General features: G+C 70.2%; 24 protein-coding genes. 2 read left to right on the forward strand and 22 right to left on the reverse strand.

Annotated features, from left to right (window positions below):
• The first annotated feature begins 54 nt into the window (after positions 1-54).
• Entirely contained in the window at positions 55-468 is a 414-nt protein-coding gene (locus tag Amac_RS15635; protein WP_155355107.1) for a hypothetical protein, read from the forward strand.
• A gap of 55 nt (positions 469-523) precedes the next feature.
• Positions 524-1,261: an integrase core domain-containing protein gene (locus tag Amac_RS15640; protein WP_155355108.1), complete on the forward strand. Its 738-nt coding sequence runs from the start codon at positions 524-526 to the stop codon at positions 1,259-1,261.
• A gap of 31 nt (positions 1,262-1,292) precedes the next feature.
• Here the strand turns inward: Amac_RS15640 and Amac_RS15645 are convergent, their stop codons facing one another.
• The 22 genes from Amac_RS15645 to Amac_RS15750 all read right to left on the reverse strand — a co-directional run bounded on the left by Amac_RS15645 (position 1,293) and on the right by Amac_RS15750 (position 25,617).
• Positions 1,293-1,892: a class III extradiol ring-cleavage dioxygenase family protein gene (locus Amac_RS15645; protein WP_155355109.1), complete on the reverse strand. Its 600-nt coding sequence runs from the start codon at positions 1,890-1,892 to the stop codon at positions 1,293-1,295.
• 138 nt (positions 1,893-2,030) lie between these two features.
• Complete coding sequence (gene folP, locus Amac_RS15650; RefSeq protein WP_155355209.1) at positions 2,031-2,843, reverse strand: dihydropteroate synthase; 813 nt, start codon at positions 2,841-2,843, stop codon at positions 2,031-2,033.
• A gap of 92 nt (positions 2,844-2,935) precedes the next feature.
• On the reverse strand, positions 2,936-3,943 hold the full coding sequence (locus Amac_RS15655) for a glucosyl-3-phosphoglycerate synthase (RefSeq protein ID WP_246268366.1): 1,008 nt from the start codon (positions 3,941-3,943) through the stop codon (positions 2,936-2,938).
• A gap of 332 nt (positions 3,944-4,275) precedes the next feature.
• A complete protein-coding gene (locus tag Amac_RS15660; protein WP_155355110.1) occupies positions 4,276-5,028 on the reverse strand; it encodes an SDR family oxidoreductase in 753 nt (250 codons plus the stop codon).
• Entirely contained in the window at positions 5,025-6,167 is a 1,143-nt protein-coding gene (locus Amac_RS15665; RefSeq protein WP_155355111.1) for a CaiB/BaiF CoA transferase family protein, read from the reverse strand. Before Amac_RS15665 ends, Amac_RS15660 begins: the two co-directional genes overlap by 4 nt.
• Before the next feature lie 6 nt (positions 6,168-6,173).
• A complete protein-coding gene (locus tag Amac_RS15670) occupies positions 6,174-6,377 on the reverse strand; it encodes a ferredoxin (protein WP_155355112.1) in 204 nt (67 codons plus the stop codon).
• Between the two features lie 30 nt (positions 6,378-6,407).
• Complete coding sequence (locus tag Amac_RS15675) at positions 6,408-7,601, reverse strand: cytochrome P450 (RefSeq protein WP_155355113.1); 1,194 nt, start codon at positions 7,599-7,601, stop codon at positions 6,408-6,410.
• Entirely contained in the window at positions 7,601-8,770 is a 1,170-nt protein-coding gene (locus Amac_RS15680) for an NAD(P)/FAD-dependent oxidoreductase (RefSeq protein WP_155355114.1), read from the reverse strand. Before Amac_RS15680 ends, Amac_RS15675 begins: the two co-directional genes overlap by 1 nt.
• Positions 8,767-10,263 (reverse strand): FAD-dependent oxidoreductase, encoded by a 1,497-nt coding sequence (locus tag Amac_RS15685; protein ID WP_170322502.1) that lies wholly within the window; start codon positions 10,261-10,263, stop codon positions 8,767-8,769. The genes Amac_RS15680 and Amac_RS15685 overlap by 4 nt, the downstream gene beginning before the upstream one ends.
• A gap of 59 nt (positions 10,264-10,322) precedes the next feature.
• The gene (locus tag Amac_RS15690; RefSeq protein ID WP_155355116.1) at positions 10,323-11,675 is read right to left on the reverse strand and encodes an FAD-dependent oxidoreductase; all 1,353 of its coding nucleotides are present in this window, start codon (positions 11,673-11,675) and stop codon (positions 10,323-10,325) included.
• Positions 11,672-13,231, reverse strand: coding sequence for a long-chain-fatty-acid--CoA ligase (locus tag Amac_RS15695; RefSeq protein WP_155355117.1), 1,560 nt, complete (start codon positions 13,229-13,231; stop codon positions 11,672-11,674). The genes Amac_RS15690 and Amac_RS15695 overlap by 4 nt, the downstream gene beginning before the upstream one ends.
• Complete coding sequence (locus tag Amac_RS15700) at positions 13,231-14,064, reverse strand: TIGR03619 family F420-dependent LLM class oxidoreductase (protein ID WP_155355118.1); 834 nt, start codon at positions 14,062-14,064, stop codon at positions 13,231-13,233. The genes Amac_RS15695 and Amac_RS15700 overlap by 1 nt, the downstream gene beginning before the upstream one ends.
• A 2-nt stretch (positions 14,065-14,066) precedes the next feature.
• Entirely contained in the window at positions 14,067-14,990 is a 924-nt protein-coding gene (locus Amac_RS15705) for a VOC family protein (RefSeq protein WP_155355119.1), read from the reverse strand.
• Positions 14,987-15,820 (reverse strand): SDR family NAD(P)-dependent oxidoreductase, encoded by an 834-nt coding sequence (locus Amac_RS15710; protein WP_155355120.1) that lies wholly within the window; start codon positions 15,818-15,820, stop codon positions 14,987-14,989. Before Amac_RS15710 ends, Amac_RS15705 begins: the two co-directional genes overlap by 4 nt.
• Entirely contained in the window at positions 15,817-17,253 is a 1,437-nt protein-coding gene (locus Amac_RS15715; RefSeq protein ID WP_155355121.1) for an NAD-dependent succinate-semialdehyde dehydrogenase, read from the reverse strand. Before Amac_RS15715 ends, Amac_RS15710 begins: the two co-directional genes overlap by 4 nt.
• A gap of 2 nt (positions 17,254-17,255) precedes the next feature.
• The gene (locus tag Amac_RS15720; protein WP_155355122.1) at positions 17,256-18,248 is read right to left on the reverse strand and encodes an ornithine cyclodeaminase family protein; all 993 of its coding nucleotides are present in this window, start codon (positions 18,246-18,248) and stop codon (positions 17,256-17,258) included.
• A gap of 68 nt (positions 18,249-18,316) precedes the next feature.
• A complete protein-coding gene (locus tag Amac_RS15725) occupies positions 18,317-19,726 on the reverse strand; it encodes an aldehyde dehydrogenase family protein (protein WP_155355123.1) in 1,410 nt (469 codons plus the stop codon).
• Positions 19,727-19,743: 17 nt separating this feature from the next.
• Positions 19,744-20,853 (reverse strand): zinc-binding dehydrogenase, encoded by a 1,110-nt coding sequence (locus tag Amac_RS15730; protein WP_155355124.1) that lies wholly within the window; start codon positions 20,851-20,853, stop codon positions 19,744-19,746.
• A gap of 132 nt (positions 20,854-20,985) precedes the next feature.
• Positions 20,986-21,402: an MDR/zinc-dependent alcohol dehydrogenase-like family protein gene (locus Amac_RS15735; RefSeq protein WP_155355125.1), complete on the reverse strand. Its 417-nt coding sequence runs from the start codon at positions 21,400-21,402 to the stop codon at positions 20,986-20,988.
• A 13-nt stretch (positions 21,403-21,415) separates the two neighbouring features.
• Positions 21,416-22,597, reverse strand: coding sequence for a cytochrome P450 (locus Amac_RS15740; protein WP_155355126.1), 1,182 nt, complete (start codon positions 22,595-22,597; stop codon positions 21,416-21,418).
• Positions 22,594-24,042, reverse strand: a complete 1,449-nt coding sequence (locus Amac_RS15745; RefSeq protein WP_246268370.1) for an aldehyde dehydrogenase family protein — start codon at positions 24,040-24,042, stop codon at positions 22,594-22,596. Before Amac_RS15745 ends, Amac_RS15740 begins: the two co-directional genes overlap by 4 nt.
• 78 nt (positions 24,043-24,120) lie before the next feature.
• On the reverse strand, positions 24,121-25,617 hold the full coding sequence (locus Amac_RS15750) for an NADH-ubiquinone oxidoreductase-F iron-sulfur binding region domain-containing protein (protein ID WP_155355127.1): 1,497 nt from the start codon (positions 25,615-25,617) through the stop codon (positions 24,121-24,123).
• Positions 25,618-25,623 lie beyond the last annotated feature (6 nt).

A 25,623-nucleotide genomic window follows, 5' to 3' on the forward strand; every position in this document is an offset into this window, starting at 1 on the left:
GTGGGTTCAATAATAGGGTTTGGTGGTTGACCTGTGGGTTCCTGATGATGTCAGTTGGCGATCTGGTCGGGTGGCCGGAGGACCGTGCACGTCTACTTCGGCAACAAGATCCACATGATGTACGACGGCGAAACCGGGCTCCTCACCCACATTCTGCGCGCGAGATTCCCCACACCCCCGACCTGGCGGCTGCAGTGGCCCGACGCCCGGCTGGCCATCACGTCGATCATCGCGGTCCCCGAGGCCCTCGACCCCGCGGACCAGACCGCGCTCCAAGCCATGATCGACACAAAGCGCCGCATTGTGTGGAATCTGCCCGACGAGGAGCTGCTGGGCCTTGAGATCCTCGCTTCAGGCGAGGAGGTCAACGCCGACGCGCGCTCCTTCCTGGAGTGGGCCCGCTGGTGCGACGAGTACGCCGCCCCCGAGGCAACGTGGCGGTTACGGGCACGGCCGCCCGAGCATTGATCGGCAGCGCCCTTGATGACCTGCACTAGCTACGATTCGCGCCCTGGTGGTGCGGATGGCCCGTGAGAACCCGCTGTGGGGATACCGGCGGATCACCGGAGAATTAGCCGGCTTGGGTTACAGGGTCGCGCCCTCGACGGTGTGGGCGATCCTCAAAGCCGCGGGCATCGACCCCGCCCCGCAACGGTCCGGGCCGACCTGGGCGCAGTTCCTGGCCGCCCAGGCCAAGACCATCGTGGCGGCCGATTTCTTCCACGTAGACACCGCGTTCCTGCGCCGGCTGTACGTGCTGTTCGTCATCGAGCACGGCACCCGCCGGGTCCACCTGGCCGGCATCACCGCCCACCCGACCGGGGCCTGGGCCGCGCAGCAGGCCCGCAACCTGCTCATGAACCTCCAGGAACAGCCCGGCGCAGTGGCGTGGAAATTCCTGATACGCGACCGCGATGCCAAATACACAGCGGCCTTCGATACGGTGTTCACCGCGATCGGCATGCGCACGATCCGCACCCCGGTACGGGCACCGCGAGCCAACGCCATCGCCGAACGATGGATCTTGAGCGTCCGGCACGAATGCCTGGACCGAATACTGATCACCGGGCCACGACATCTGCACGCCGTCCTGACCGAATACATTGATCACCACAACGGCCACCGACCGCACCGGTCGCTGAATCAAACACCGCCCAACGGGCGGGTAAGTTGCCCACCGGTTACCGATCTGGACACTGCGGGAGTGCTCCGCCGCGATCGTCTCGGCGGGCTGATCCACGAGTATTCCCAGGTCGCATAAGGTGACACGATTCTCGGCACCTACAAGCCGCTCAGCGCCCCGGCTCCGTAGGGTCCTCCTTCGCGGCCATCACCACCGCGACTAGGTAGCCCACTCCGAAGGAGGCATCGGCGTAGAGGACTTTCGTGTCCGGCTCACGGTCACAGAATGTTCCGGCGAGAACCTGGAGCGCCGACCAACCCGTCACCATCAGTTCGCGGGCAAGCGTCTGATCCAGGCCATGCAGCGCGGTCAGATCCCCGGTGGATACCGCGCGTTGGATCTCAGCATCGAACGGAACAGCGCGTTCGTCGAGATAGCCGGGCGCCTTAAGAGTGCGCCGCGCTGTTCCGTCGGCCATGACGAGCAGACCGACACGTGCCGCAGAGGCACTGACCTCCGCCGCGAGCTCGACGCACGCCGACAGAGGCTCGTCATGGCCGACCGATTGCAACAGACGCGGTCCCGTGTAACCGCCTTCATCGAGGAGCAGCGCACCCAAGCCGACCGCGAGTGGAGCCGGGCGACCGACTCGCGGCCTCGGTGGCCCGCCGTAGGCGGATATATCCAGTTCAGCGTCCGCGGGCCAGGTCTGGGTGCGATCGGCGGAACCGACCACAGCGATCATGTCGGGTGCGGTTGCGATGAGCATCGCCACAGCTGTCGCACAGGCTTGGCGTAGCTCAACTGCCGCAGGGTCGGCGCCAGACAGGTCACGGACTAGCAGTGGCGGGCTTGGGCACAGCGCGGTGGAAACGATCATCAGTGAGACTCCGTTGCGAGGCAGGGCTCATGCCAGGCCGCGGACGGTTCGGGCCGGCATCTTTTCCTGGCGTATGGCCGAAACCATGTCTAGGGCTTGGCGCGTCTGGCGGACGTGGTGGGCCCGGAACACCCGCGCGCCAAGCCAGGCGCAGACCGCTGTCGTCGCCAAGGTGCCCGGGAGCCGCTCGTCGATCGGAACGTCCAGTGTCTCGCCGACGAAGTCCTTGTTCGATAGCGAGACAAGCACCGGCCAGTTGGTCGCCACCATCTCGTCGAGTCGACGCGTGATCTCCAGCGAGTGCCACGTGTTCTTGCCGAAGTCGTGGGCCGGGTCGATGATGATCCGAGATGGGTCGACACCCGCCGCGACGGCACGGCGGGCCAGGGTGAGCGTTCGGTCGAGCACGTCAGCCATCACATCCTCATAGGCCACTCGAAATGGCCGGGTTCGAGGAGGCAGTCCGCCGGCGTGGGCGCACAGCAATGCCGCGTCGAACTCTGCCGCTACCTCAGCCAGCCGGTCATCGCAGCCACCCCACGAGTCGTTCAGAAGGTCCGCGCCCACGGCGCAGACCTCACGGGCGACCTCGTGTCGCCAGGTGTCCACGCTGATAACGACGTCCGGGTAGGCGTCCCGGACAGCGGCTACGAACGGAACCGTCCTGCGGATCTCCTCGACGACGTCGACCTCGGCGCCGGGGGCGGCCGGAACTCCGCCGATGTCGATGATGTCGGCGCCTTCCTTCATGACCGTGTGCACTCGTTCCATCGCCGCGTCCTCGTCCCACGTCGCGCCTCGATCGAAGAAGGAGTCCGGCGTCCGGTTCACGATCGCCATGACGAGGCGCTGGTGGACGTCGAAGGACCGGCGGCCGAGTCGAAGGACTCCCGGCCGACGGGGTTCACCATCGATGGCGCGGGGAAAAGCGCTCACTCAGATCTCCTGTCGCTGGCAGGCGCGGCGCCCGAGATCCCGGCGGCCGGGGGCCGCTCGTAGGTCGGCACCGGTCGGGTGTGTGGCCGCACCCAGTCCCCATCGGGTAGGAACTGCCGCAGCTCCGCCACGCCCGACGCCGCATCGGATGGAGTCCTTCGGGACTGCGCCACGTTCAGCAGCTCGGCCGCTGTCAGCGCAAGGTCGCGGTCGCTGCGGTGCCGGTGAGCGCGTGCCCCGAGGTGCACCTGCGCGATCGAGTCGAGACCGTGCAGGCAATGGGTGTCCACCAACGTGGACAGCTCGACCCCATAGCCGACCGGGATGCTCAGTGACTCCATGAGTCCGCGCCTGACCGCCCACTCACCGGCGAGCGGCTGAACCACGCCGGTCAGCTCCGGCCAGTGGAGACTCAGCAGCGGGCGTGCAAGGAGTTCCGTCACCCGTCCGCCGTCAGGTGAGGTGGAGCCGTCGCTTCCGGTACGAATGCGGGTATAGGCGGCGCGGACCAACATCGTCGCAGGGCTGGTCAGCAGCGGGCCGAGCAGCCCGGTCACAAAGTGCGGCCCCCACTCCGTGAGGTCGGCGTCGACAAAGACCAGCAGGTCACCGCTGGTCACGAAGAGTGACTTCCAGAGCGCTTCACCCTTGCCGTGATAGTCGCCTTGCTCGGGGAGGATCTCGCTCGCTCGATATACGGTCGCGCCAGCTCGCTCGGCATGAGTCGCCGTGGCGTCACTCGAGTTCGAATCGATGACGACAAGCTCGTCGAGCAATGGCGCGTCTTTCATGAGCGCCGCGCGCAGCCCGGCGACTATGTCAAAGATCGTGGCGGCTTCGTCACGTGCGGGAATGACCAGGCTGATGCGCGAATCCTGGCGGATCTTGTATTCGAGCAGCCGGGGTAGGGGCCAGTCCTGCCAACTCGAACTTCGGCTATGAAACCAATTCAATGCCCGATCATGCACCTGTCGGTCCTCGCAGTTGTCCAACGACATTGCCATGAGCCCGCCACCTCACGGGCACCTCAGGCCCGGAACAAGAATATGAGAGCCGCCGTTCCACATCCCTCGGTGGCGGATCCGCGGCCCGCGTCGTTCTCTGTCACGGCAACAGCTCAATCGCCATCCGGGCGGTCACGAAACGCCCGCACCCTTCGCGTCCACCGACGCGACCAGCTCAAGGACATTTTCCTGCTGAAACCGGCGGGCGAATCGATGGGGTCGAACCGGCTCCCTCGCAGCACTAGACCGCTGCAGAGAACCGCGAACCGGATGATCACGCGGTCGAGTTGCTGCACCTGCTTGGTCACAGCACTCATCTCTCCAGTCATTGTTCAGACTCCCCCAGTCACCATCAGCCCGCCGTCCACGACGAGCAGGTGACCGGTGATCCAGGCCGCTTCGTCTGAGGCGAGGAACGCCACGGCCGAGGCGACGTCCTCAGGTGTCCCGAACCGCCCCAGCGGATAGCGGGCGGCTGTCGTTTCCTCCTCCGCGTAGAGCGGCGCGGCGAAAGCGGTGCGCACGACAGCGGGCAACACGGCGTTGACGCGAATGCCCGGGGCGAGTTCGAGCGCGAGTTGCCCAGTGAGATAGGCCAGAGCGGCCTTACTGGCGCCATAGGCGCCCAGCCCGGCCGACGGACGCAGGCCAGCGGCCGAGGCGACGTTCACGATAGTGCCGCCGTGTTCCCCCAGCCAGGCTTCGTGAGCGGTACGGGCCCAGGTCAGCGCCGCGAGCACATTGACCTCGAAGATCTTGCGGACGGCGGCGAGGTCGACACCCTCCAGCGGGCCGAAGGCCGGGTTGATGCCGACGTTGCTGACCAGGACGTCGAGCCGGCCGAAGTACTCGATCGCGGTGGTGACCGCCGCGTGCGTGTACTCGGGGTCGTCGGCCCTGCCGGTGATGCCCAGCGCGGTCGCGGGACCGCCGAGCTCGTCCACGGTGGCGGCGAGGCTGTCCGGTTTGCGGGCGGTGACGACGACCCGGGCCCCCTCGGCCGCCAACCGCGCCGCGATGGCCCGGCCGATGCCGCGGCTCGCGCCGGTGACCAGCGCGACCCGGCCCGCGAAACGGGCGCTCACCACGGTTGTCCCGTCCCGAGTTCCCCCACGCGCGGCGCCGGCGTCGCCGGTCGGCGTTCGGCGCCGTGGAAGGTGCACGGGGAGTCGACGGATCTGGAGGTCGTCCCGTCGGCGCCGATCACGTCCACGAACACTCCCGCCGCCGCTGCGACGTCGTCGCACACCAGCTCCGCCAGCGACCGCACGGGTGCGAAGGTGATGTCGTGCTCCCGGAGCCGCCGTTCCCACGTCTCCAGCGACGACCGCCGGAAGATCTCGTCGAGTGTCTCGACGAGCGCGGTCGCGTGCTCCTTGAGCCGGGTGCTGTCACCGCCCGCGAAGCGGGGGTCGGAGTCCAGCCACATCGCATCGAGCGCACGCAGCAGCGCGGGCCAGTCCCGCTCGGGATTCATCACCTGGAGCCACAACCACCGCCCGTCGGCACACCGGTAGTTGTTCAACGTCGGATTCGCCGAAGCGGCCCGGTCGATGGTGCGCGGCGTGCCCCCCGCGAGCACCTCGCTCAGGTCCGACGCAAGCAGCCACGCCCCCGTCGCGAGCAGGGAGGTCGAGACGTGCGCCCCCTTCCCGGAACGTTCCCGCGCGAATAGGGCGGCGGTGATCGCCCCGGCCAGGCTCATCCCGGACGCGCGGTCCCCCATGCCACCGGCGGCCTGAGGTGGTTCCCCATCGTCCCGGCTGAACATGTGGGCCATCCCCGAATAGGCCCAGAACGCCCCGTGGTCGTAACTGCGTTCGTCGGAGCCCGGGCCATACCCGGTGATCTGCCCATAGACCAGACGCGGGTGCGCGGCCAGCACCACCGGGGCGTCGAGGCCCAGGGCGCGCAGCGCGACGGGCCGCAGGTTCGTGACGAACACGTCGGCCTCCGACAGCAGGCGGAACATGGCCTCCCGGTCGGCGCTCTCGCCCAGGTTGAGGGCGACGCTGCGGCGCGACCTGTTGTGCACCTGGAAGCGAGGATTGGCCCCGCCGTCGTGAGCGCCGCGCCCCCGGGCCGGATCGCCGTCGGGGGGTTCCACCTTGACCACGTCGGCGCCCCAGTCGGCCAGTACGGTCGCGCAGGACGGCGCTGCGGCGAACCGGCCCAGTTCGACCACCCGGATGCCCGTGAGAGGGGCCGGGTCTGCGTTGGACATCTGCCGCTACCCGCCTGTGTGATTGAGGGCGATGACGCCTGCGGGACAGATTGCGGCGGCCTCGCGCACCTGGTCCTCGTGCCCGGCAGGCACGGCCTCGTGCAGCAGGATGACCGTGCCGTCGTCGTCGTCCTGGTCGAAGACGTCGGGGGCGACGAGAGCGCAGCTTCCCGCGCCGACACACTTTCCGGCGTCCACTCTCACACGCATGGGATCACTTCCGTGTCTCGAAGGGATCGGTCACCAGGTGACCGGGAGGGCGCGTACTCCGTAAGTCACGGAGTCGTCCCGGAAGGACACTTCCGCCATCGGCACCGCCAGTCGCAGGGTGGGGATGCGGGTGAACAGGGTCGCGAAGACCGCCTGTAGCTCCATCCGGGCGAGTTGCTGGCCGAGGCACTGGTGCACGCCGTAACCGAAGGCGAGGTGGTGGCGGGCGTCGCGGGTGATGTCGAGCCGGTCCGGCTCGGGGAAGTGCTCGGGGTCGCGGTTGGCGGCGGGGGTGAGCATGAACACGCCCTCCCCCGGCCGAATGGTGTGACCGCCGATCTCGACCTCGGCCGTCGCGACGCGGCGGGTGGAGAACGGAATGATCGTGAGGTAGCGCAGCAGTTCTTCCACCGCCCTGTCGGCGAGTGACGGGTCGCCGACCAGTGCGGCCTGCTGCCCGGGGTTCTCCAGCAGCGCCAAGGTGCCCAGGGAGATCATCGACGAGGTGGTCTCGTGTCCGGCGCTGATGAGCAGGCGGCCCATGTGCACGATCTCCTCGTGGCTGAGCGCGCCGGTCCGGCCGTAGGTGACGATGAGGCGGCTGAGGATGTCGTCGCCCGGCTCGTTCTCCTTCTCGGTGACCAGTTTCTCCAAGTATCCGAGAAGGTCTCGGGTGGCGGCGCGGGTCTGCTCGGGGGTGGCGTTGAAGTTGATCCGGGCGCTGGCCCGGTCCTGGACGAACGCGTGGTCCTCCTCGGGCGCGCCGAGCAGCAGGGTGATGACCATCGACGGCAGGGCCAGGCCCAACGCGGGGACGAGGTCCAGCGGCGGCCCCTTCGTGAGCATGTCGTCGATGAGGCCGTCGATCATCTGCTGAACCCGGGGACTCAGCCGTTGCACGGCCTTGACGGTGAACTCCCGGGTGAGCATCTTCCGATAGTGGTCGTGGTCCGGGTTGTCCATCCGCAGGAAGGTGCGCTCCTCCAGAGCCGCCGCCCCGACTCCGGCGCTGAGTTGCGGGTAGCCGGGCATGCTGGGTACGGCGCTGAACCGTTCATCCCCCAGCAGCGCCTTGACGTACTCGTATTTGGTGATCAGCCAGACCTTGTCGCCGTTGTAGACCTCCGCGCGCGCCACCGGCTCATTGGCCTGGAGCCGGGCGTAGGTCTTGGGCGGGTGCATCGGGCACTCGCGGTCAAGGGGAAGTCTCGGCAGGGCGGACATCATTTCTCCTTGGTCGAGAGGTGGGCCAGGGCGTCGGCCAGGGTCGGCGCGTCCCGCATGAACAGGCGAAGCCGCGCGACGGCCTTGCCTTCGCGTACGCCCACGACGCCGGTCAACCGGCCGTCGCGCGAGTAGCAGCCCAGCAGCGAACCCCGAGTTCCGTTCCGGAGCACCGTGACCTCGTCGTCGCGTCCGGGCAGCCCGATCGCCTGGAGGCGCACGCCGTACTGGTCGCTCCAGAAGTACGGGACCGGTTCGAGGGGTCGGTCGCCGGTGCCGAGGATGGTGTCGGCAACCACGGCGGCCTGGTCGGTCACGCTGGTCCAGTGCTCCATGCGGAGGTGGCGGGCGTGGGCCGGGTGCCACCAGCGGGCGACGTCTCCCAGGGCGTAGACATGAGGGATGTTGGTGCGGCCCCGGTCGTCGCAGACCACACCGCTGTCAAGGGTGAAGGGACCGCCTTCCAGCCAGCCGGTGGCCGGGATCGAGCCGGAGCCCTCGACCACGTGGTCGGCGGTCAGTTCGGTGCCGTCGGCCAGAGCCACCAGCCAGGTGCCGTCCGTGAGCCGGTTCGCCGAGACCACGGTCCGGCCGCAGAGCAGCCGGACTCCGTGGCTTCTGTGGAGATCGCTCAGGTACGCCCCCACAGCCGGCCCGAGGGCTCCCTCCGCCAGGTGGTCCAGCACCTCGACCACAGTGACCCCCAGGCCCATGGTCCGGGCGGTGGAGGCGACCTCGCAGCCGACGAATCCGCCCCCGATCACCAGCAGATGGCCGCCTTTGCGCAGGTCCTCGCGCAGGGCCACCGCGTCATCGAGGCCGCGGATCCGGTGCGCCTCCGCCGCCACCATGGGCAGGCGGCGGGCCTCGGCTCCGGTCGCCAGCACCAGGTCCGTGTACGCGATCCTCCGGCCGCTGTTCAGAAGCAGTTCGTTGCGGTCGGTGTCCACGGCCGTCGCGGGGTCGGCCAGGACGACGTCGGCGTCCGGTTCGCCCAGCCAGATGCCGTCCTCGTCGCCGCGCAGCAACTCCTTGGAGAGTCCCGGCCGGTTGTACGGCAGATGCGCCTCCGCGCCCACCACCGTCACCGGGCCGGTGTAGCCCCGCTGCCGCAGGGCCTCGGTCATCCGCAGGCCACCGGCGCCCCCGCCGGCGATCACGACGCTCATGCCCGCGTCCGTGTCGCCGCCGCGCGTCCGGCCAGGTAGCCGTACACGAGACCGGGACCCAGCGTCGAACCACTCCCGGGTGCGCCGTCGCCGAGGAAGGTGGCCGCGGCGTTCCCCACCGCGAACAGGCCGGGGATCGGACGTTCGGCACCGTCGAGGACACGGCCGGACGTGTCGGTCAGCGGGCCGCCGTTGGTGCCGGACAGGCCCGCATAAACGCGCGTGGCCTGCAGGGGTGGCCGTGTGAGGGGGGCCAGGCAGGCGGCGGGGCCCTGATTGTCGCCGTCTCCCCAGCTCTGGTCGAACTCGGTCGAGCCGCGCCCGAACTGCGAGTCGTGGAGTTCGGCGGCGTCGACGTTGAACCGGGCGATGGTGTCGGCGAGGTCGACGCCGATGAGTTCGCCCAGCTCCGCTGGGGTGGCGGCGGTGAACCAACGGTCCTTGGCCGGGGGCCGGTCGCCGAAGCAGCGGGGGCCGTAGATGTCGAGGAAACGCTGGTCGATCACCAGCCAGGCCGGTAGGTCGGCCTGGGCCAAGGCCCGACCGAAGTCGTGGAAGTTCGCCCCCTCGTTGGCGAAGCGCCTGCCGTGCCGGTCGACGATGATCGAGCCGGGCAGGCAGCGGGCGGAGGAGGCGTCCTCGTACTTCGGGGTGCCCTCGCGGTCCTCGTCGTGGAGGCGGAGGAGGGCGTACCACTGGGCGGCGCCGGTCCAGGCGAGTTTGGCGCCGGCGGCCTCGGCGAGGCGGAGACCGTCGCCGGTGTTCTCGGGTGAACTCCACGCGGCCTCGACCTTGGGCAGGTACCGGTCGAGTAGGTCGCGGTTGTACTCGAAACCGCCCGTGGCCAGGATCACGCCGCCAGGGGCCGTGAGTGTGACCCCGTCCGCCACGACACCGGTGACCTCGCCTGACTCGACGACGAGTTCGGTGCCGCGGGCCTTGGTCAGCACCGTGACCCCGGCCCGGAGGCAGGCGCGGAGCAGGTGACCGATGAGCGCGGTGCCGCCGCTCCATTCGGCGCCGTTGTCCAGGGCCCGGTACGGGCTGCGCCGGATCTCCCCGGCCCGGTCGCCGAGGGTGGCCGGGTCGCAGGACTCGGGCGCGACGGCCCGGCTCTGCGAGGCGCCCGGGATCCCGGCGTTGTAGTCCTTCAGGCCGGTCGGCCGGAAGGGCACCGCGTGGCTTTCGAGGAAGTCGATGACCTCGGCGGCCCGCTGGAGGAACTCCCTGGCCCGCGCCTCGTCCAAGCCCTGCGGAGCTACCGCGCGCAGGTAGTCCAGCGCCGCGTCGAGGTCCTCGGTGACGCCCTTCTCCTTCATCTTCGCGCTGCCGGGCGCGTAGACGAGGCCCGTGGAGGTCGCGCTCGTGCCGCCGATGAAGGCGGTGCGCTCCAGCACCGTCACCCGGGCACCGCTCGACGACGCTGACAGCGCCGCGGCGAGCCCGGCCGCGCCGGACCCGAGGACGACGACATCCTGCTCGACTCGTTCCACCCTGTTCACTCCTTTCGCGGCCTTGTGCACACTGTCGGCGGCGGCGGTTACCTCAGGCATTACCGGTCGGCCGCCGCCTGGCCCGCGAGCCGGCCGTAGACCAGGCAGCTCGTGATCGCGATGCCCTGGCCCGCATACTTGGCGCCCAAGGCGTTGCCGGTGACCTCGCCGGCGGCGTACAGGCCGGGGATGGGGACGACGTCCCGCGCCAGCACCCGGCCGATGTGATCGATCTCCAGGCCGTGGCCGGTGATGAGCACCACGGACGGCCGCAGCTCCGTCGCGTAGAAGGGCGGCTCGGCCACCGGCCTCAGGTGGTCGGCACTTTTGCCGTAGGCGTCGTCGTTCCCCTGGGCGCAGGCCTCGTTGTACGCCGCCACGGTGTGCCGCAGCGCCTCGACCGGCAGGCCGAGACCGGCTACGTCGTCGGCCTTGGTCACCCGGCCCGCGGCGATCTGGTCGGTCAGGGTCCGCGCCCAGGTGGTGGCCCCACGGGTCAGGCCGCCGACGGCGCTCGGCCAGTCGCGGACTCCGGCCTCGTCGAAGATCGCCCAGCAGCGTCCGCCACGCCCTCGCAGGACCTCACGGAATCCGGCCGGTGGCGCGGACTCGTCGACGAAACGGCGTCCGTGGTCATCGACCAGCAGGAGAGTGGGCGGCAGGTAAAGGTCCCCGACCGGGAAGGCGGGGTTCAGCCGGACCACCCCGCCACCACGGTCGGCGGTCGAGGCCCCCACGGCCTCGGCCATGCGCAGGCCGTCTCCCCGGCAGGTCAGCGCGGCGGGCGACCAGGCGTCGCCGTCCTGCCAGGCCGCGTCGGGGATGTAACGGTGGACGAGATCCCGCGCGTGAGCGAACCCACCGGTGGCGAGCACGGTCGCCGACGCGGTGAAACGCTCGCCGCCCGCTTCGACGCCGACGACACGGCCGTGCTCGACGAGCAGCTTCTCCGCCCGGATACCGGTTCGAATGGCCACGTCCCGTTCCCGGCACGCCTTCAGCAGCGGCTCGACGATGCCCGCTCCCTGGCCCTCCGCCCGATGGGAACGAGGGAAGGGTTCCCGGCCCGCCCGGTACAGGCCGGCGACGGGGAACTGGACACCGTGACCGATGAGCCATTCGAGGGTGGGCGCGGCCTGGTGGCAGAGTTGCCGGGAGACGGCGTGGTCGATGTCCCAGTGGGAGACCGTGGTCAGGTGGTCGAAGAGACGCTCCGGACTGTCACCCGGAAACCCCGCAGCTTCCTGAACCGATGTTCCGGCCGCCATGAAACTGCCCGCCGACTGCGCTGTGGTGCCGCCCACCTGGTCGGCCGCCTCAATGACCAGCACCGACGAGGCGCCGTGTTCGCGGGCGCTCAAAGCTGCTGCCAGACCGGCACCTCCCCCGCCCAGGACGAGTACGGCGCTCATCGCCCGGCCACCGGGTACATCGCCCGGACCGCCCGCTTGTCGAACTTGCCCACCGACGTGAGCGGTACCGCGGCCACCCGGACGAAGTCATCGGGCAGCCACCACTTGGGGAAACGTGCCACAAGATGGGCGCGTAGCTCGTCGTCGGTCACCTCGGCCGCCGGGACGATCACGGCGACTGGGCGTTCGGTCCACCGGGGATGCGGCACCCCTACGACACACGCCGACACGACGGCCGGGTGGTCCATGAGCGCGTTCTCCAGATCGACCGTGGAGATCCACTCGCCGCCACTCTTCACCAGGTCAGCGATCCGGTCCACGATCTTGACGTAACCTTCGGCATCCACATTCACGACGTCACCGGTGCGGTACCAGCCGTCCACGAAGGCGGTCGCACTCCGTGGATCGTCGCCGTAGCCCTCGGCCACCCACGGCCCCCGCAACCAGAGCTCACCGGGCGTCGCCCCATCGCGGGGCACCTCCGCCCCGGACTCGTCGCGAACCGACATGCGCAGGCCGGGGACGAGCGTGCCCTGGCGCAGCCGCCGGTCCGGTCCGCCGCGCAGGTGCGACTTGGTCCTCCCGACGAGCACGAGCGGCGTCGACTCGGTCATGCCGTAGGAGTGCACGAGCGGCACATCCAGCTCGTCGGCCAGGCCGAGCAGGGCGGGCGGCAGCGGCGCGCCACCGGACACCAGCATGCGCAGGTCCGGCAGGGGGATCCCGCGCAGGTGCTCCAGAACGCCGAACCACACGGTCGGCACGGCCGCACCGAATGTGACCCGCTCCTCGACGATCAGCCGAGCCAGGTCCTCCGGGGACGGTGCCGGTCCTGGCAGCACGATCCCGGCGCCGAGCCAGACCGCCGCGAACGGGATGCCCCACGCGTTGACGTGGAACATCGGCACCACCGGCAGCACGGTGTCGGCCTCCGACAACGCCCAGGTGTCGGCCATCGCCAGCGCCATCGAGTGCAGGTAGATCGCGCGGTGCGAGTACACGACGGGCTTGGGCCGCCCGGTCGTCGCCGACGAGTAACAGGTCGCGGCCGGTTCCGTCTCCGCCAGTTCGGGCATCGGGAACGGCGTGTCCGGGGCGTCGCCGAGCAGCCGGTCGTAGAGCAGCCAACCCTCCCCCGCCTCCGGTGGAAGCTCATCGCCGAGCACCACCACAGAACGCACGTCCGGCGCGTCCCGAAGGGCCTGCGCGAGCAGCCCGGCCTGGTCCGGATCGACGAAGACGACCACATCCCCCGCGTGCCGGAGGATCTCGCCGATCTGCCCGCCGGTCAGCCGCAGGTTGACGGTGTGCAGCACGGCCCCGCTGGAGGGCACCGCGAAGTACAGCTCAAGGTGCCGGTGACCGTTCCAGGCCAGCGTGGCGACACGTTGCCCGCGCCGCACCCCCAGCCGGTCCAGCACGTGCGCGAGCCGATGGACCCGCGCGGTGAAGTCGGTGTACGTGATGCGCTCCGCACCGCTGACCACGACCCGGTCAGGGAACAGGTCGGCGGCCCGGTCGAGCAACCGCGTGACGGTCAACTGGTCGGCGTCCATCAGCCCTCCCGCAACGTGTCGTGGAGGGCCTTCGGCCCTTCGGGAACCGACCAGTCCACGTCCACGACCAGGTCGTGCACGCCGGCGTCCCGCAACCCCGGGACGAGGGAGGCCACCCGCTCGGCCGGCCCGGCGACCCGCAGCACCAGCCGCCCGCCTCCGAGGGTGGCCGCGCCCTTCGCCAGCTGGTCCAGGTCGATCGCGTCAGCGTTCTGGAAGGCGAACCAGCCGTCACCCGCCTTCGCGGCACGGCGAAGGGCGGCGGCACTCATTCCGCCGACCACGATCGGGATGTCGTGCTCGGGCCGTGGCAGGCTGCCCAGCCCGGCGGGGAGGCCGAAGTGGCGTCCCTCGAAGGCATCCGGCGCCCCGGTCCAGATGCGGCGCATCACCTCGATGGCCTCGTCCATGCGCCGGCCCCGGGTCTCGAAGGGCACGCCGACCGGCTCGAACTCCTCGGCCAGCCAGCCCGCCCCCACCCCGAGCGTCACCCGCCCGCCGGACAACACGTCGATGCTGGCGAGCTGCTTGGCCAGAGTGACCGGCTCACGCAACGGCAGGACCAGCACGCCGATCCCGAGTTCGGCCCGCCGGGTGACGGCGGCGAGCTGGGCGAGGCAGACGATCGCGTCGTACCAGGGAGTGTCGGTCCGCGACGACGCCTTGCCGCTCGCCGAGAACGGGTAGCGCGACCGGGGGTCGGCGGGGATCACGATGTGGTCGCTGAGCCAGATGGAGTCGTACCCCGCCGCTTCGAGCTCGGCGGCCATGGCGGCGAGGCCCCGGTCCCGGACGAGGGGCCCGAAGTTGGGGAGTTTGGCACCGATACGCATGATCAGCTCTGCACGGCCAGGGCGGCGGCCCGGCTGCCGGGCCCGCCCTTGGTGGTCAGGGCGGGGGCCTCGCCCCGCTGGGGGAACGGCTTGGCCCACAGGTTCACCGTGGTCGGCCCCGGCTTGAGCATGCGCCCGTTGTAGGAGTCGTCGCCGATGACCGCGTGGCCGGTGCAGAACTCGACGCCGCTGTCGCTGACCGGGTCGTGGGCATACACCGAGATGGAGCCGGAGGCGGCGTGTTTGACCAGGTCGTCGCCGAGGGCACCGGTCCGCTGGAGATGGGTGCGCAGGCGCATCAGCTCGTCGACGCTGCGTACCAGGACGCAGAAGTGGTCGAGGCCGGGCTCGCCCTTGGAGAAGGCCAGGGAGTGGTGGTAGCGGTTCCCGCTGCGCAGGAAAATCACCAGATCCAGCAGCTGGTCGGACCGACGGAAGCCGAGCGTCTCACGATAGAACGCCGCGTTCGCCACGACGTCGGGCACGCTGAGCACGGCGTGCAGGTTGCACGTGAATCCGACGTCAGGTTCGGCCGCCGACGCCGGGAGTTGCTGCATCTCCTCATAAAGGTCGATCTCCAGTCCCGCCGGGTCCCGGAAGTGCAGACCCCCGGTGACCTGGTCGTCGTCGGTTCCCACCCGGTCGTGGTAGGCGACGCCCGCCGCCGTCAGGCGCTCACGCACGATGTCGAGCGCGGCGGCCGAGGTGGCGCGGTAGCCGACCCGGAGCAGGCGGCTCTGGTCGCTCTGTTTCAGCCGGAGCCAGTGGTGGTTCTGGTCTCCGGTCAGGTAGACCACGCCGGGGCGTTCCTCTACGACCTCCAGGCGGATCACCTGCCGGTAGAACCACACGGCCGCGTCGAGGTCGTGTACCGCGAGGGACAGGTAGCCGAAGCCGTCCACCAGGTCCAGGTCCCGCTCGATCATGTCGTTAGCCCTTCTCGTCGGTCCTCGCCGGGTTTGCGGCGCCAGTACAGGGCGGTGGATCCGCTGTCCACGCGCAGGTCGATGCCGGTGATCGCGAGTGCCGCGTCGGAGGCCAGGAACACCGCAGCCCGCCCGTAGTCGGACGGGGACGGCAACCTCCCCGTCGGCACCTGAGCCGCGGCCAGGCGCAGTTCGGCCACCAGGTCCTCACCCGGGCCCGGGACACCCCACTCCCGCGCGCGGGCGGCCCATTCGCCGACGTCGGTGGCGGTGGGAGTGAGGGAGTTGCAGCGGATGCCCAAGGGCGCCAGCTCGACGGCCAGGGAGCGGGTGTAGTTGAGCAAGCCACCCTTGGCGGTGCAGTAGCCGATGTTGTTGGGCTCGCCCTGGTGGGCCGCCGTCGAGAGCAGCGTGATGACCGAGCCCGGCCGGCCCACCGCCACCAGGTCGTTGACGACCCGGCGGGTGAACAGGAAGGTGCCGTCGAGCATCACCGCGAGCTGGCTGCGCCACTGGCTCAGCGACATCTCCCTGATGCCTTTGACGTTGTACTGGACGACACCGTTGACCAGGATCGCCGGCAACCCCACCTGCGACCTCACGGTGTCGAGCAGGTCCCCGACCGCCCTCTCGTCGGTCGCGTCGCAGCTCAGGGGCAGCGCCTGACCGCCACGGGCGACGATGTCGGCGGCGACGTGCCCGGCCATGACCGGGTCGCGGTCGACGCACACGACGGTGGCCCCGGCCGCGCCGAGTTCCAGCGCGATGCCCGCGCCGATGTTGGGGCTGGTACCCGTGACGACCGCGACCCGGCCGACCAGGTCGTTCACAGGGCCACCGACACGTACTTGATCTCCAGGTACTCGCCCATGACGTAGCGGCCGCCCTCGCGGCCGTACCCGGAGGTCTTCATGCCGCCGAACGGGGCCTGCGCGGTCGAGGGGGTGCCGTCGTTGACACCGACGACGCCGTATTCCAGCCGCTCCACGACCCGGGTGACCTGGCCGATGTCGCGGCCGAAGACGTAGGCGGCCAGGCCGTACGGGGAGTCGTTGGCCAGCTCCACGGCGGCGTCCACGTCGTCGACCGGGCTGATCCCGGCGACCGGGCCGAACGTCTCCTCTGAGCTGATCAGCATGTCCGGGCGGACCCCGGTCAGCACGGTCGGCGCGAAGAACCGGCCGCTGTGCCCCGGGCCGAGGTCGACGGTGCCGCCGCCGCAGGCGAGCGTAGCCCCCTTGGCGACGGCGTCGTCCACGTGTTCCTGGACCTTCTTGACCGCCTCGTCGTCGATGAGCGGGCCGATCTCCACGTCCTGATCGCCCCGGCCGACCCGCTGGGTGCGCACCGCCTCGACGTAGGCGGCGCAGAACTCCTCGTAGCGGGAGGCGACGACGTAGATGCGGTTGGCCGCGATACAGGACTGGCCGGTGTTGCGGAACTTGGCGCGCAAGGTGCCCGCCACGGCGACGTCGAGGTCGGCGTCATCCAGCACGAGCAGCGGAGCGTGGCCGCCGAGTTCGAGGGACAGCCGGGTCACGTTCCCGGCCGAGAGCCGGATGAGCTCCTGACCGACCTCGGTGGAGCCGGTGAAGGAGACCTTTCGCACCCTCGGGTCGGCGAAGATCGGCCCGGCCACGACCGGGCCGCTACCGGTTACGACGTTGAGGACCCCGGCGGGCACCCCCGCCTCCACCGCCAGCTCGCCCAGCGCGAGCGCGGTCAGCGGGGTCTGGGTGGCGGGTTTCACGATCATGGTGCAGCCTGTCGCCAGGGCGGGGCCCAGTTTGCGGGTAAGCATGGCGAGCGGGAAGTTCCACGGGGTGATGGCGGCGGTGACCCCGACCGGCTGGCGCAACACCGAGATGCGCTTGTCGGTGTTCCAGCTCGGCACGGACTCGCCGTAGACCCGCAGCCCTTCCTCGGCGGCCCAGGCGAGGAAGCCGTGACCGTACTCGACCTCGGCCCTGGCCTCGGCGAGGGGTTTGCCGTTCTCGCTGGTGATCAGGGCGGCCAGCCGGTCCCGCTGGTCGTCGACGAGGGCGGCCAAGCGGCGCAGCACCTTCGCCCGGTCGAGCGCGGAGAGCGCCCGCCAGGCCGGGAGCGCCCCGGCTGCCGCGCCGATGGCGTCCTGCACGTCGAAGGCGGTGCATCTGGGGACTTCGGCGAGCACGGCGTCGGTCGCCGGGTCGGTCACCACGGTGCTGGCGCCGTCGGTGGCGTGCCGCCACGAGCCGCCGATCAAATTGAGCGTCTTGAACATGGTCAGAACCTCTTCAGTTCGGCGACGTCGGGCACCGTGGTGCCGATGCCGCGCCGGACGGCCTCGGTGTAGACGGCCATGCCTCCGACAAGGTCCTGCGCGGCCGTACCGACGGATTTGAACAGCAGGATTTCCCGGTCGTCGGTACGCGGCCGGGTCCTGCCGGTCACGACGTCGACCAGCATGTGGGCCCGCGACCAGGCGGGATCCTCCGCGCGCAGCGCCATCACGTCGCCGGACTCCTCGGCCATGTGGTCGAGCCCGGTGTCCACCACGACGGCGTCGGCGCGGTGGAAGGTTGCGGTGTCGAGCTCCCGAAGGAACGGACTCGTCGAACCGATCGACAGGATCGTCTGGCCGGGCTCGGCCCACTCCCCCCGGTAGGCGACGGGCCCGCCGCTGCCGGTGTTGGTCGCCACCACCACGATGTCCACTCCCCGCACGGCGTCCGGGGCGCTGTCCACCGCGCGCACGGACACCCCGGGCAACCGCCCGGCCATACGCTCGGCGAACCCGGTCCGCCGATCACGGGAGCGGCTGAACACCCGGACCTCACGCAACGGCCGGACCGCCGCCACCCCGAGCAGGTTGGTCTCCGCCTCCAGCCCAGACCCGATCAGCCCGACCGACACGCTGTCCGGGCGGCTGAGGTGCCGGGCCGCGACCCCGGTGGTGGCACCTGTGCGCGCCGCCGTCAGGTAGGCGCAGTCGACCAGGGCGAGGATCTGCCCGTCGTCGATGCGCGCCAGCTTCAGCAGATAACGCACGCCGTTCTCCATCGAGCCGTGGAACGACTTGAGGCCGAGAATGCCGCTCGCGGGAAGGATCACCGGCATCACCCGTAGGAAGTTCGACGAGGAGTGCAGGTTCACCCGTGGTGGCATGATGGGGCCACCGGCGGCGTCCTCGCTGACAGAGGCCTTCTCGATGGCCTCGACGAGCAGCCCGATATCGCAGGCACTACGGACGTCGTGCTCACTGAGCAGCAGAGTCACCTACAACCTCCAAGGTCAAGAAGTCCCGTGGCAATCGTCCCCAGAGCCCGTTACGCGGGGCGTGATCCTCAGTTCCTGGCCACGTAGCGCACCTGGATCTCGGTGAAGGACAGGTAGCCCCACATGCCCTTCTCCACCCCCAGGCCGCTGTGCTTCCAGCCGTGCGTCGGCTGCTGCGGACCGAGCGTCGCCCGGTGGGTGTTCACCCAGCTCAGACCCGACTCGAACCGCGCGGCCACCTCAGCGCCCGTGGCCAGATCGCCGGTCCACACCGACGCGCCGAGGCCGTAGTCGCCGACGTTGACATGCCGCATGACCTCTTCCAGCGAGGTGTACGGCACGACGGGCAGCACCGGCCCGAACTGCTCCTCGTCGACCACCCGCATGCCGTCGCGGGCGTCGGCCAGGATCGTGGGGGCGTAGAAGTAGCCGGGGCGGTCCAGGCGGGCACCGCCGCTGACCACCCGGGCGCCGGAGGAGACCGCGTCCTCGACGAGGCGGGCGACCAGGTCGAGCTGGGCCGGGGTGGTGAGCGGGCCGAGGCGGCTGGCCGGGTCGGTGCCCGGCCCGACGACCACCGTGTCCGCGAGCTCGGCCAGTCTTGCCACGACCTCGTCGTAGAGGGCTTCGGGGGCGTACAGCCGCTTGATCGCGACACAGGCCTGGCCGGTGCCCCGGAAGGCGGCCCAGAAGATCTTCTCTATCTGGGCGTCCAGGTCGACGTCGTCCAGCAGGATGGCGGGGTCGTTGCCGCCGAGTTCCAGGGTGATGCGTTTGAGCTGGTCGGCGGCGCCGGCCAAAACCCGTTTGCCGGTGGCGGTCGAGCCGGTGAGGGTGATCTTGCGCAGCCCGGGGTGGGCCGTCATCGCGGCGCCCAGGTCGTTGCCCCCGTTGATCACGTTGACCACGCCGGGCGGCAGCGCCTCGCGCAGGAGCACGCCGACGAGCAGCGCCGACAGCGGCGTGAACGGGGAGGGCTTGACCACCACGGTGCACCCGGCCGCCAGCGCGGGGCCGAGCTTGAGGCCCAGCACATACACCGGAGCGTTCCACGGGATGATCGCCCCGATCGGGCCGATCGGGCGGTGCACGACCTCGACGCTCGCCTCCGCGTCGTCCTTCAGCACGGTGCGCGGCGCTTCCAGGGCCGCGTTGTAGCGGAGGAAGGCGGCCATTGACCTGACCTCCCAGAGGCTCTCCGCCTGCGGTTTGCCGGTCTCTACCGCGACCACCCGCGCGATCGTGTCGGCGGCCGACTCGACGGCCGAGGCGGCCTTGGTCAACGCTTCGCGGCGAGCCGGTGGGGCGGCGGCCCAGGCCGGGAAGGCGCGGGCCGCCGCCTCGACGGCCTGGTCCAGGTGCTCAGCGTCCGCGATCGGGGCGTGCCCGATGACCTGCTCGGTCGCGGGGTCGAGTACGGGGTCACGCCGGTCGGTCCGGACATCGGCACCGTCGACGGTCATTGGGTGGTCGAACATGCGGTGCTCCTGGCTGTTCACGAGTCGAAGGTGATTACACTGCGGGCGACCTCGGCGTGGTCGAGGGCCTCGAACGCCTCGGCGAACCCGGACAGAGGCAGCCGCTTGCCGATCAGCGGATCGAGGAGGAGACGGCCGGAGGAGTACAGCTCCGCCAGCCGTGGGATGTCGCGCTGCGGGATGTTGCTGCCGCCCCGGCAGCCGACTAGGCGGCGCTCCATCATCAACGCCTCCCGGCGGGCCGGGATGATCGCCCCGGGTGGGGGCGCGCCGACCATGACACACATGCCGCCGACCCGGGTCAGCCCGAGGCACTGTGCGACCAGATCGCCGTTGCCGACGACCTCGAAGGCGTAGTCGACACCGTCCGGGATGACGGCTCTGACCCCTTCCTCCAGAGAGGTCGAGGTGACGTCGATGACGTGCGTCGCACCCATCTGCTGGGCGAGAGTGAGCTTCGACGCCTGGGTGTCGGCGGCGATGATCGTGGTGGCACCGGCCAGCCTCGCCCCCTGGACGGCGTTGAGCCCGACTCCACCGCACCCGACGACCAGAGCTGTGTCGCCGACCGATACTCCGGCGGTGTTCACGACCGCCCCGAATCCGGTGGTCACCCCGCAGCCCACGAGGCACAAAGCGTGCAACGCGATGTCGGCGGGCACCCGGACAGCCTGTTCCGCGCGCACATTGGTGTACTCCGACAGCGTGCCCAGGCCCATGAGCGGGAAGAGTTGGTCCTCCCCGGATCGGAACCGGGTCATACCGTCGGAACGGACGCCCATCGTGTTGAGCCGGCGAGACTCCCCGACACAGTGGTGGAAGTCGCCGCGCACGCACTGGCGGCACGCCCGGCACGGCACGTAGAGCGCCAGGACCACATGGTCCCCGGGGGCGAGCGTCGTCACCCCGGCGCCGACCTCCACAACCACGCCCGCGCCCTCGTGCCCGAGCACACTGGGGTACCTCGCGACCGCGCTGCGGCCGTGCACGGCATGTCCCTCTGACCCACACACCCCGGAGGCGGCGAGCCGTACCAACACTTCCCCGGGGCCAGGGTCTGCGACCGTGACCGTTTCCAGGACGGGTGCTCTTCCAGGTTCGCGCAGGATGAGCGCTGTTGACTGCATGGGATCCTCCAGGTCGAAAGAACAGAGTGATGGCTGGCCTCGGCCCGCTCCCGATCGGCACCGCTCGTCGGGCGGCACGGCGGCGACGCGACCCTGCTGCGCGTGGCCAGGCTTTCCACGACAACCACCTGCTCACATCACGAGTACAGGCTTGACGATCCGCCCCGCGTTCATGTCGTCCGCCGCCTGCTGGATCTGGTCGAAGGGATAGGTTTTGACAAGCTGTTCGACGGGGAACCGGCCGCGCCGCCATTGGCGCATCAGCATCGGCAGGAACGTCTGCGGCACCGCGTCACCCTCAACCAGGCCCCGCACCTTCCTGCCGATCAGCAACTGCATCAGGTCGGCCTCAAACGTGGTCCCCGCCGGTGCCGTGCCGATCAGCGCGAGCGAGCCCTCCGAGGTCAGCGCCATGAGGCGGCAGATGCCGGCGGCGCGGACCCGGACGAGGATCTCGTCCGGCCTCAGCGGGGGAAGCGTGATGTCGGTGAGGGCGAACGGTGCCCCACGTTCGGGCGTGACCGCGGCGATGGCCCGGGTTCCTTCCATGGTGGCTCCCTGTTCACCAGATCACGGGCAAGTTCAGCGGGCCACGGGTGTTGCCGACCTTCAACTTCACTTCGGCCTCAGGAGCCAGCGTGAATGTGGGGATGCGGTCCAGCAGTTCTTCCAGGGCGACGCGGATCTCCATCTTGGCGAGATGCTCGCCGATGCACCTGTGCCGGCCGGAGCCGAAGGCCAGATGCTGCCTGAGGTTGCCGCGGTCCGGATCGAACTGCTCCGGCTCGGGGAACACGGCGGGGTCGTGGTTGGCCGCCCCGTAGCAGAGCAGCAGCCGTGATCCTTGCGGAACGGGGCACCCGCTCAGCTCGGTGTCGACGACCGCGGATCGGGCCAGCCCGAACACGGGCGAGTCCAGGCGCAGCGACTCCTCGATCACGTGGTCGCGGAGCGCCCGGTCACCGGCGCGCACGCGCGCCTGCAGGTCGGGGCGGGTGGCCAGCAGGCGCAACAGCGACCCGATGCCGTAGACCGTGGTGTCGAAGCCGGCCACGATGATGATCTGCACCATCGAGAAGGCGATGGCCGGGTCTATGGGTTGCCCGTCGATCTTCGCGTGCACGATCGCGCTGGTGATGTCGTCCCTCGGCTGGGCGCGCCGGTCGTCCACCTCGCGCCGCAGGATGCGGCCCAGGTCGGCGACGGCCTGCTTGGCGGCCTCGGCGTCGCCTCGCTCGGTGGCGATCTGCGTCCGGCTCGTCGCGTCCTTGAGTTCCGGCCATGCGTCGGCCGGCATCCCGAGCAGCATGGCGATGGTGGCTGCCGGCACGGGGAGGGCCAGCGCCTTTAGCAGGTCCACGGACCCGTCGTGGCGGAAGCGCTCGATGTGCTCGACCACGACCCGCCGGACCTGATCCTCCATGCCGGCGACTCGCCGCAGCGTGAAGAACGGCTGGATGATCCTCCGGTACGCGCCGTGCTCGGGTGGGTCCGACTCCAGCGGAAGAGAGCGCGTCGGCAGCTGCACCTTCGGGAGCGTGATGCCGCCGGTCGGCGTGAACCGGTGGTGGTCGTTGGCCGCGTCGGCGACGTCGGCGTGGCCCGTGACCGCGTAGAAGCCGCCGAAACGTGGGCTGTGCACGACTGAGCACTTCTCGCGGAGCTCGCCGACGGTCGTGTAGACATCCGCCATGAACTCGGGGTCGGTGTGATCGAAGACGACTTTCGGCTCAGGGGCAGTCACTGGCTCTCCTCAGTGGAAGTGTGCGAGGTGGCGGCCGCAAGGTCGACGTAGCGCAGGTGCGGGTCGGTGAACTCTTCCAGGCCCCACCGGCCGCCCTCGACACCGATGCCGCTCCACTTGACTCCGCTCAGGGTCTGCTCCGGCCCGATGCTCGCGAAGTGAGTGTTGATCCAGCTCGTACCCGCCTCCAGCCGATCCGCGATCGCCTCGGCCCGGGCGAGGTCGGCCGACCAGACGGAGGATCCGAGGCCGTACATGGTGCTGTTCGCCTGCTCGATCGCGTCGTGGACGTCGGTGTACCGGATCACCGGAATCACCGGTCCGAACTGTTCCTCGTCGACGACCCGCATCCCCTTTCCGACGCCCGTGACGACCGTTGGCGGGTAGTAATGCCCGCCGCGGACGTCGGGCGCCTGCCCGGAGATGACCTGGCCGCCGGCGTCGTGGACCTCACGGACGAGCCCGGCGACGAACTCGTGTTGGGCCTTGTTGGCGATCGGGCCCATGACGGTACCCGGATCGAGACCGTCTCCGACGCGGACACCGCGGACTGACGCGACGAGCGCGTCGACGATCTCGTCGTGCCGGGACGCGGGCACGTAGATGCGTTTGGGGGCGATGCAGATCTGGCCGGCGTTCACGAGAGCGAGCGTGGCGACGCGTTCGGCGAACTGCTGGGCGTCCACGTCATCGAGCGCGATCACCGGGTCGTTGCCGCCGAGTTCCAGCGTGACGCGCTTCAGGTCGCGGGCGGCGGCGACCGCCACCTGCTTGCCGACCGCGATGGAGCCGGTGAACGTCACCTTGCGCACAGCCGGGTGCTCGGTGACCCACCGGCCGAGGTCGCCCGAGCCGGTAAGCACCGCGAACACACCCGGCGGGAGAAGCTCACGCACCAGGTCGCCGAAGGTCAGGGCGGACACCGGGGAGTACGGCGACGGCTTAAGGATGACCGGGTTCCCGGCGGCCAGCGCGGGAGCGACCTTCGCCGCCATGAGAATGATCGGTCCGTTCCACGGCGTGATCGCGGCGACCGGGCCCACCGGCCGTCGCCGTAGCTCCAGCCGCACCTTGCCGTCGTCGCGGATGGTCGTCACGGGCAGGTCGAGGTCGGCGTAGTAGTCGAAGTACGCCGCCCCGCCTGCGACCTCCCGCATGGCATGCGCGAGAGGCTTGCCCATCTCGCAGGTGATCGCCCGCGCGAGGTCTTCCGCGTGAACCCGCATGACGGCCGCGACCTCGTGGAGCGCCTTGGCGCGCAGCTCCCGATCGGTCCGCCACTCCGCCGGGATCCGCAAGGCCGCCGACATCGCCTGATCGACCTGGGTCGCAGACGCCTCCGGCACCTCGGCGAAGACCTCGCCCGTCGCGGGGTTACGGACCCCGAACGTGCCGACGCCCTCCGCCTGTCGCCCGTTGAGCGTCATGGTGTAGTTGATGGCCACCCTGCCTCCTTGCAGTTCCCGCAACGTGACATGTCCGGGAGCCTGGACGGCGCCGTGTTACGACGCCCGTTATCTTCGTCAGTGGCCGGCCACGCCGGCGCGGAGCTGCGGGCAGCCGTGGGCGAGGTGCGCCTTCACCTCGTGCTCGAAGTTCCGCAGCAGCGACAACGCCATCCGCGCTGCGCCGTCGGGGAGTCGGCACACGCCGCGGTCGAAGAGCGTGCTCATGAACTGTTCGAACTCCGGCAGGGAGATCTCACCGCTCGTGCCGTTCTCCAGAGCCCGCAGCGTGGCGGCCATGTCGGGCAGTCCGCGGGAGCAGGGAGGGCACTGGTCCGCGGTCTCTCCGGCGAAGTACTCGAGGATCTCGGCCGCGATCCGCACTGGGCACTGCCCGGCGCCCAGCACCTGCACCGACTTCGTACCGAGCGCGGCCCCGAGACCGCGGAGCGAGGCGTTGTCGAGCCGGACGTCGAACTGCTCCGCCGTCACCAGCGCTCCGGCGTACCCGCCCACCAGGGCTGCCCGCGCCGCGGCGTAACCGGTCTCGGCGAGCAGCGCCCGCAGGGGGTAGCCAATCGGCCGCTCGGCGAGCTCGAACGGCCCGCCGAAGGGTCCGACGGTGTACAGCCCGGTACCCGGCTCGGTCGATGTGCCGACACAGCGGTACTCCTCCGGACCCAGCGCGGCCGCGAGGGCGACCCCGGCGAGGGTCTCCACGTTGTTCACCAGCGTCGGCCGGCCGTGCAGGCCGACTTCGCTCGGGAACGGCGGCCGAACGCGCGGTACGGGCCTGCCGTTCTCGATGAACCCGAGGAGAGCGGTCTCCTCGCCGGCGACATAACTCGGCGGGACCTCCACGAAGCGGATCTCCAGCTCGTCGAGCAGGCCCCGCGACGCCGCGTCTTCGGCGGTCGCGCGGAAGACGGCCGCCGCCTCCGTCGCCTCGGCGTCGATCGCCGCGACAGCGACCTCGGCCCCCACCGCTCGTGCCGCCAGCCGCAGGCCGTCGAGGACGAGCGCGGGGCGGTTGCCCAGCAGATAGCGATCCTTTACGGTGCCGGGCTCCCGCTCCGAACCGTTGAGGACGACGACCGGCTTCTCCCGGCCGACCAGCTGCCACTTGGTGGCTGTGGCGAAGCCGGCGCCACCCTGGCCGCGCAGGTGCGCGGCGCGCACCATGTCGAGGATCCGGTCAGCCGGGAGATCGGCGAACCCTCCGCCCGTGATCCGCTCGTCGAGCGACTCGACGCGCTCGCCGATATGCAGCCGGTTCGGCGTCTCGGCGGCGGGCCGCACCGAGTCGTCCTCGACCTCGGTGGGCGCCGTAGAGGCTTGCACGATCTGCTCGGAGATCGCGTTGCGCGGGCATAGCGCGCCGGCCTCGAGCGCGCGGTTGCGCACGTCCGGGTTGGCGGCCGTGACGTCGGCGCCCGGCACCACGTATCCCAAGCCGTACCGATCGAGCTGAAAGACCTCGGGCGCGATGAGCACGCACACGCCCTGGCCGTCGCAGCGGGTGGCGTCGATCCGGAAGCGGATCTCCTGGTTGGTTTCCTGCAGACGTCGGTCCATGAAAAC

This window comes from Acrocarpospora macrocephala, assembly GCF_009687865.1.
Lineage (GTDB): Bacteria > Actinomycetota > Actinomycetes > Streptosporangiales > Streptosporangiaceae > Acrocarpospora > Acrocarpospora macrocephala.

Excerpts from the sequence above, each read along its gene's own strand:
- Amac_RS15690 (WP_155355116.1), bottom strand. The coding sequence starts at position 11,675 with ATGAGCGCCGTACTCGTCCTGGGCGGGGGAGGTGCCGGTCTGGCAGCA.
- Amac_RS15640 (WP_155355108.1), top strand. The coding sequence starts at position 524 with ATGGCCCGTGAGAACCCGCTGTGGGGATACCGGCGGATCACCGGAGAA.
- Amac_RS15725 (WP_155355123.1), bottom strand. The coding sequence starts at position 19,726 with ATGTTCGACCACCCAATGACCGTCGACGGTGCCGATGTCCGGACCGAC.
- Amac_RS15655 (WP_246268366.1), bottom strand. The coding sequence starts at position 3,943 with ATGGCAATGTCGTTGGACAACTGCGAGGACCGACAGGTGCATGATCGG.
- Amac_RS15665 (WP_155355111.1), bottom strand. The coding sequence starts at position 6,167 with ATGTCCAACGCAGACCCGGCCCCTCTCACGGGCATCCGGGTGGTCGAA.
- Amac_RS15695 (WP_155355117.1), bottom strand. The coding sequence starts at position 13,231 with ATGGACGCCGACCAGTTGACCGTCACGCGGTTGCTCGACCGGGCCGCC.
- Amac_RS15750 (WP_155355127.1), bottom strand. The coding sequence starts at position 25,617 with ATGGACCGACGTCTGCAGGAAACCAACCAGGAGATCCGCTTCCGGATC.
- Amac_RS15675 (WP_155355113.1), bottom strand. The coding sequence starts at position 7,601 with ATGTCCGCCCTGCCGAGACTTCCCCTTGACCGCGAGTGCCCGATGCAC.
- folP (WP_155355209.1), bottom strand. The coding sequence starts at position 2,843 with ATGGCGATCGTGAACCGGACGCCGGACTCCTTCTTCGATCGAGGCGCG.
- Amac_RS15735 (WP_155355125.1), bottom strand. The coding sequence starts at position 21,402 with ATGGAAGGAACCCGGGCCATCGCCGCGGTCACGCCCGAACGTGGGGCA.
- Amac_RS15680 (WP_155355114.1), bottom strand. The coding sequence starts at position 8,770 with ATGAGCGTCGTGATCGCCGGCGGGGGCGCCGGTGGCCTGCGGATGACC.
- Amac_RS15700 (WP_155355118.1), bottom strand. The coding sequence starts at position 14,064 with ATGCGTATCGGTGCCAAACTCCCCAACTTCGGGCCCCTCGTCCGGGAC.
- Amac_RS15645 (WP_155355109.1), bottom strand. The coding sequence starts at position 1,892 with ATGCTCATCGCAACCGCACCCGACATGATCGCTGTGGTCGGTTCCGCC.
- Amac_RS15730 (WP_155355124.1), bottom strand. The coding sequence starts at position 20,853 with ATGCAGTCAACAGCGCTCATCCTGCGCGAACCTGGAAGAGCACCCGTC.
- Amac_RS15715 (WP_155355121.1), bottom strand. The coding sequence starts at position 17,253 with ATGTTCAAGACGCTCAATTTGATCGGCGGCTCGTGGCGGCACGCCACC.
- Amac_RS15670 (WP_155355112.1), bottom strand. The coding sequence starts at position 6,377 with ATGCGTGTGAGAGTGGACGCCGGAAAGTGTGTCGGCGCGGGAAGCTGC.
- Amac_RS15705 (WP_155355119.1), bottom strand. The coding sequence starts at position 14,990 with ATGATCGAGCGGGACCTGGACCTGGTGGACGGCTTCGGCTACCTGTCC.